At 63.7% G+C, this 6,344-nt stretch carries 6 protein-coding genes and 1 pseudogene; 2 read left to right on the top strand and 5 right to left on the bottom strand.

Features of this window, described 5'->3' with window-relative positions; genetic code table 11:
- The 5 genes from QZ213_RS22870 to QZ213_RS22850 all read right to left on the bottom strand — a co-directional run.
- Positions 1–240, bottom strand: a 240-nt coding sequence (locus QZ213_RS22870) for a PAS domain S-box protein (protein ID WP_291688359.1), incomplete at its 3' end; no start/stop codon positions are given.
- 63 nt (positions 241–303) lie between these two features.
- Positions 304–669, bottom strand: coding sequence for a response regulator (locus tag QZ213_RS22865; RefSeq protein WP_291688358.1), 366 nt, complete (start codon positions 667–669; stop codon positions 304–306).
- 234 nt (positions 670–903) lie between these two features.
- A complete protein-coding gene (locus QZ213_RS22860) occupies positions 904–1,125 on the bottom strand; it encodes a hypothetical protein (protein ID WP_291688357.1) in 222 nt (73 codons plus the stop codon).
- Between the two features lie 112 nt (positions 1,126–1,237).
- On the bottom strand, positions 1,238–2,815 hold the full coding sequence (locus QZ213_RS22855) for an MDR family MFS transporter (protein WP_291688356.1): 1,578 nt from the start codon (positions 2,813–2,815) through the stop codon (positions 1,238–1,240).
- Between the two features lie 145 nt (positions 2,816–2,960).
- Positions 2,961–3,476 (bottom strand): YcgN family cysteine cluster protein, encoded by a 516-nt coding sequence (locus QZ213_RS22850; protein WP_291688355.1) that lies wholly within the window; start codon positions 3,474–3,476, stop codon positions 2,961–2,963.
- Between the two features lie 284 nt (positions 3,477–3,760).
- Between QZ213_RS22850 and QZ213_RS22845 the strand changes: the two genes are divergently transcribed.
- On the top strand, positions 3,761–6,034 hold the full coding sequence (locus QZ213_RS22845; RefSeq protein WP_291688354.1) for a PBP1A family penicillin-binding protein: 2,274 nt from the start codon (positions 3,761–3,763) through the stop codon (positions 6,032–6,034).
- A 2-nt stretch (positions 6,035–6,036) separates the two neighbouring features.
- Positions 6,037–6,344: pseudogene (locus tag QZ213_RS22840) on the top strand (hypothetical protein); the annotation flags it as partial.

Genomic DNA, 6,344 nt, shown 5'->3' with positions numbered 1-6,344 from the left:
CGTGATCTTGTTCATGACGTCGGCGGCGGTGTAGCCGAGCATCCGCTCGGCGCCGACGTTGAAGATCTGAATGACGCCCTTGGCGTCGGTGGCGATGCTGGAGAAATTGGCGCTGTTGAAGATCGCGCTCTGCAGCGCCCCCGCCTCGAGCAGCGGCTCCTCCGCCTGTTTGTGCGCGGTAATTTCGGTGCCTTTAGAGGCGACGGTTCGTCTCCTCACCTCCTCGTCTTCAATATTCAAGGTGTTTCCCCCGATAACTCTTATGCTTGCGCCGCGTAGCGGATCAATTATGCGAACTCAAGACTACGGTGCGAGCAGCACTTCAACCGAGTTTTGGAGCTGAAATCGGGTGTATGGCTTCTGAAGGAAGTGCGCGCCGTCAACAAACAAAGTCTTCATTTTTTCGTCGATGGTATGTCCGGTCGTATAAAGCACACGCAAATTCAGCCGGAGCTTGATGGCCTGGTCGGCAATTTCATACCCGCCAAGCACCGCTCTCTTGAGGTAGATATCGGTAAAAAGTGCATCAATCGGCTGAGCGGAACGCAGCAGCGACAGCGCCTCGTCAACATCGCTGGCCGAAAGGATATCGTGGCCCCAGTCCTGGATCATCATCTCCGCGTCGTCGCGGAGAAACACATCATCTTCGACGATAAGGATCACGGCCATGAAGACTATTTCTGCCGTGACAACCAGAATCGCGGCTATCCGAACCCCTTCCTGCCGCGACGCGGCAATCGGAGCCCTTCCGAACGCTATCAGGGCGGAGGGAGAACCCCAACCGGAGCCTAAGGTTCCCCCGGTTTCAGATATTTCTTATCGAAACGCTCTTCCCCGAAACACTCAATTATATCCGTAGCTTAGGGACAAGACTCGCACGAGAACTCGAAGGCGAAGGAAAGTTCACGGCTTGAAGAACGCGGGATCGTTGAGCGCCTTGATCATGGTGTCGACCATGTCGGCGGCGGCATGATCCTCGCGTTCCTCCAGCAGTTCCCACATCTTGCGCAGATTAGCGCGCATCGGCGCCTTCAGCGAGGGATCGCGCTCGATCAACGTCCGCGCGATACAGAAGGCGATGCCTTCGGTGCCCATCCTGGTTTGCTCGATGGTGGGTTTGCTCATGACCGGCTCCTTGTCGGTTTCAATGGCTGACTTGCTGGCGCCGCTGTTAAATCAAATCGCGGCGCAGGGATAGCCAGAGCGTCGAGATGACGGCGTGCAGACGCGGTCCGCCCTACTCCGCCATCTCCACCGGCTTCGCCGGGCCGGCCAGCGGTTTCTCCTCCATCACGATCATGCACAGCGCCGCGCAGGCGATCATGGCTGTGGCGGCGCCGAACACATAGCGGAATGCAACGATCATGTCGGCGGCAGGAATCGAATTCACCGGTCCGCGACGCTCGGCGACCAGCGAAATATCCGCACCCAGCGCCATCAACAGGATCGCGCTGAACGCCGCCACCGTGAACGATGCCATCAGCGCGCGGAAGAAGTTCATCGCGCCGGTGATCGTGCCGACCTGCGAGCGCGCCACCGAATTCTGTATGGAGACCACGCTGACCGGAAAGGCCGTGCCGAGGCCCAGCGCGAACCCCGACAGCAGCACCAATAGTGCCCACAGCGGCAGCACCGTCGTCGCCAGCGCGATTCCCATCAAGGTGGCGCATAAGGTGCCGATGATCGCCACCCGCTTGTAGTGCCTGACCCGGGCCATGGTCCGTCCGGCGAATGCCGCGCCAAAGGTGGAAATGGCCGCCAACGGGATCAGCCCGAGCCCGGCCTCGCTGGCGCTGAGGTGATAGACCACTTCGTAATACAGCGGCAGATGTACGGTCAGCCCCAGCATCGCGCCCAGCGCGCAGCCGCCGGCAAGCATCGCGTAGGGCACCACCGTGCCGCCCAGCAGCGACAGCGGCAGGAACGGCTCCTCCGCTTTGCCGGACTGCCAGACGAAGGCCAGCGCCAGCGCTGCGGACGCACCCACCATCGCCACGATGGTCGGCGACAGCCAGAGATAGCGGTTTCCGCCCCAGGTCAGCACCAGCATGAATACGACCGCCGAGGCCATCAGCAGCACGCCGCCGAGCCAGTCGATCCTGCGCCGGCGGTGGAATACCGGAATCTTGGCCATCTTCGGCAACAGCATCGCCAGCGATGCAATGCCGAGCGGCACGTTGATCCAGAAAATCATCGACCAGTGCAGATGTTCGGCGAACACGCCGCCGAGGACCGGTCCGCCGATGCCGGCAGCCATCCAGACGCCGCTGAAATAGGCCTGGTACTGGCCGCGCTCGCGTGGGCTGACCACGTCGGAAATCACGGTCTGCACGATCGGCATGATGCCACCGCCGCCCAGCCCCTGCAGCCCGCGCGCGAGGATCAGCACCGGCATGTTCGGCGCCAGCGCGCACAGGATCGAGCCCGCGATGAACAGGCTGAGCGCGGTGATAATCATGGCGCGGCGGCCATAGATGTCGCTGAGCGTGCCGAATACCGGTGCCACCGCGGTCGAGGCCAGAAGATAGGCCGTGATCACCCAGGACAGGTTGGAGACATCGCCGAACTGCCGGCCGATTGTCGGAAGCGCGGTCGCCACGATGGTCTGGTCCAAAGCGGCCAGGAACATCGTCAGCAAGAGGCTCATCAGGATGGTTCGGACTTCGCTTGGGGTCAGCGGCGCCTTGGGCGCGATCGGCGGCGCGTCGCTGATATCGAGCACCTCTGTCGGGACTTTCGACAGTTCGCCGGCGACGGCATCGGGCAACGCCTGCTGGTCAGCCGGGTGACGGCTTTGCCGTTCGAACTTGTTCATGCGGACGTGTTTATCGGCTGCGCGGCGGGAGGCCCCGTGGAATCGGATCGCCAGCAATTTACGCGGCAAATCCAAGCCGGGGCAGCGGGTTAGGCGCATGGGTGCATCCCGCGGAGTGACAATCGCAATCGCGTGATCGGGGTTTCTACGATTGTGGTCGTTTCTTCAGCCGCGCCCGCTTAGGCAACAGCGCCGGCCATTGCACGATGTGGTCTTCGAGATCGGCATCCGCGATCTCGATCTCCGTCCCCTGCACCCGTCCGCGCACCGAGACGCCGGCTTCATGCACCGTGTCAGGATCACCCGATATCAGCGGATGCCACCAATAGAGATCGCGGCCTTCGGCCACGAGCTTGTAGCCGCAACTCGGCGGCAGCCAGTTCAGGGTGCGGACGTTTTCGGGCGTCAGCCTGACGCAGTCCGGAACCTTGTCCGACCGGTTCGCATAGTCCTTGCAGGCACATAGCCCGGCATCCAGAAGCTTGCAGGAAACGTGGGTGAAATAGATCTTGCCGGTATCCTCGTCCTCGAGCTTTTCCAGGCAGCAGCGCGCACAGCCGTCGCACAGGCTTTCCCATTCGGCGTTGGACATCTCTTCCAACGTCTTGGTTTTCCAAAAGAATCCCTCTTGACCCGAGGGCGGCTTGGGTCGGGCGGTCATGTGTCCTGACGATTCTGGGCGGCGCTCGCTCGCGCCCTTCTAGGGGCTGCGACGGCAAAGGTGCAAGTAGGGTGTCGGGCCCGCGGAAAAAAGCCCGGGACAGCATTAGCCCTGCCGATCGAAATCGCGAGCCCGACCATTGGTTTATGGTCCCTGCTCGGCTAGATAGGGACTGAGTCCCCCAACGGCGCAAGAGCGCCTTGGGTTTGCCGCAACATTCCCGCAAGACGTCTCGACGGTGCCCGGCGGGTGCTTGAGCGCTTTCGAACAGACCAAGGGCCTCGGTGCGCAATATCGTACCAGCGGAATGGAAGAAAAAAATCCGGCACTGGATGCTGGATTTCGACGCGCGCATCGACTCGACGCTGTTCTCGACCGGCAAGGGCGCACGCGAGCTCTATGAGCGGTACTCCACCTTCATGGACCGCTTCTATGTCGGCCGCTGGAAGCGCTGGGTCTTCATCGAACCCCTGTCGGAAGCCGCCACCATCGGGCTCGGCGGCATGATCCTGATGCTGGCGCTCGCCATTCCGGCATTTCGCGAGACCGCCGACGACGACTGGCTGAAGAAATCCGATCTCGCCGTGAGCTTCCTCGACCGCTACGGCAATCCGATCGGCAGTCGGGGCATCAAGCACAATGATTCCATCCCGTTGGAGGATTTTCCGGACAATCTGATCAAGGCGACCCTGGCCACCGAGGACCGGCGTTTCTACGATCATTTCGGCATCGACATCGCCGGCACCGCGCGCGCGCTGGTCACCAACGCGCAGGCCGGCGGCGTGCGGCAGGGTGGTTCCTCGATCACCCAGCAGCTCGCAAAGAACCTGTTCCTGAGCAACGAGCGTACCATCGAGCGCAAGGTCAACGAAGCCTTCCTTGCGATCTGGCTGGAGACGCGGCTCAGCAAGAACGAAATCCTGAAGCTCTATCTCGACCGCGCCTATATGGGCGGCGGCACCTTCGGCGTCGACGGCGCGGCGCATTTCTACTTCAACAAGTCGGTGCGCGACGTCAATCTGGCGGAAGCGGCGATGCTGGCCGGCCTGTTCAAGGCTCCCACCAAATTCGCCCCCCACATCAACCTGCCCGCCGCCCGCGCCCGCGCCAACGTGGTTTTGGACAACCTCGTCGACGCCGGTTTCATGACCGAGGGCCAGGTGTTCGGTGCGCGGCGCAACCCGGCCACCGCGGTCGACCGCCGCGACGAGAATTCGCCGAACTACTATCTCGACTGGGCGTTCGACGAGATGCGCAAGCTGGTCGACACCTTCCCGAAATCCTATACCGAACGCGTGTTCGTGGTCCGCACCGCGATCGACATGAACGTGCAGCGCGCCGCCGAAGAAGCCATCGAAAACCAGCTGCGCCAGTTCGGCCGCGACTATCACGCGACCCAGGCGGCCACCGTGGTGTCCGATCTCGACGGCGGCGTCCGCGCCATGGTCGGCGGCCGCGACTACGGCGCCAGCCAGTTCAACCGCGCCACCGACGCCTACCGGCAGCCCGGCTCGTCGTTCAAGCCCTATGTCTACACCACCGCCCTGCTCAACGGCTTCAAGCCGACCTCGATCATCGTCGACGGTCCGGTCTGCATCGGCAATTGGTGCCCGCAGAATTACGGCCATTCCTATTCCGGAGCCGTGACGCTGACCCAGGCGATCACCCGTTCGATCAACGTGGTCCCGGTAAAGCTGTCGATCGCGCTTGGCGGCAAGTCGCCCAACCCGGCCAAGGCCGGCCGCGCCAAGATCGTGGAAGTCGCGCGCCGCTTCGGCATCAAGGCGCCGCTGCCCGACACGCCCTCGCTACCGATCGGCGCCGACGAGGTCACGGTGATCGAGCACGCGGTGGCCTACGCGACCTTCCCCAACAAGGGCAAGGCGGTCACGCCGCATTCAGTGCTCGAAGTCCGCACCGGCGCCGGCGATCTGGTGTGGCGCTGGGACCGCGACGGTCCGAAGCCGCGGCAGGCCATTCCGGCATCGGTCGCCTCCGACATGGCGGGCATGATGAGCCACGTCGTCAGCGAAGGCACCGCGCGGCGCGCCACGCTTGACGGCATTCCGACCGCCGGCAAGACCGGCACCACCAACGCCTATCGCGACGCCTGGTTCGTCGGATATACCGGCAACTTCACCTGCGCCGTCTGGTACGGCAATGACGATTATTCGCCGACCAACCGCATGACCGGCGGCTCGCTGCCGGCCCAGACGTGGCACGACATCATGGTCGCCGCCCATCAGGGCGTGGAGATCAAGGAGCTTGCGGGCGTCGGCATGGGCACGAAATTGCCGGCTCCCGCGGCCTCCCCGTTTGTGGCGGCCAATGGCGCGCCGAAGCCGCCGGAAAGCAAGCCGGGTCCGCCGCCGGTGCTCACCAAGCGCGGCGCCGACATCCTGGTACAGGTGGAGAAAATGCTCGACGACGCCGCCAAGACCGCGGGCGAGCCGCCAAAGCCCCTCAAGCCGGTTTCGTCGACCTCCGTTGCATTCCCGGATAGTTTCGCGGCGGCGCGCCCCGACAACGCGGCAACGCCTGCGCCGCGCAAGAACTGATCGTGCGATTGATCCTCATCACCCTGCTGGCGCTCATCATCGCCACCGCCGTCGGCCTGGGGGCGACGTGGATGACCGCGACCCGCGGTACTGATCTGGGCACGCTCACGATCGGCGCCTGGACCGCCCGGCCGAAGACCGGCACCGCTGACGTCGATCCCTATTCGCGCGCCACCATCGCCCGCAGCGGCGAACTGCCGGTCGGCACCGGCGACGGCGTCGCCTTCTCGGCGACGACGGACGACCGCAAGAAACCGCTCGACGGGCGCTGCGACGTGGTCGTCAGCGGCGTCACGCCGGCGGCGCGGTT

It is taken from the genome of Bradyrhizobium sp., from assembly GCF_017881085.1.
Lineage (GTDB): Bacteria > Pseudomonadota > Alphaproteobacteria > Rhizobiales > Xanthobacteraceae > Bradyrhizobium.
Note: the sequence above shows the minus strand (reverse complement) of the source record. Positions and strands in the feature narration are given on the sequence as shown.

Bases quoted from the DNA above. Each gene is read 5' to 3' on its own strand.
- QZ213_RS22865 (WP_291688358.1), bottom strand. From the start codon at position 669: ATGGCCGTGATCCTTATCGTCGAAGATGATGTGTTTCTCCGCGACGAC.
- QZ213_RS22860 (WP_291688357.1), bottom strand. From the start codon at position 1,125: ATGAGCAAACCCACCATCGAGCAAACCAGGATGGGCACCGAAGGCATC.
- QZ213_RS22855 (WP_291688356.1), bottom strand. From the start codon at position 2,815: ATGAACAAGTTCGAACGGCAAAGCCGTCACCCGGCTGACCAGCAGGCG.
- QZ213_RS22850 (WP_291688355.1), bottom strand. From the start codon at position 3,476: ATGACCGCCCGACCCAAGCCGCCCTCGGGTCAAGAGGGATTCTTTTGG.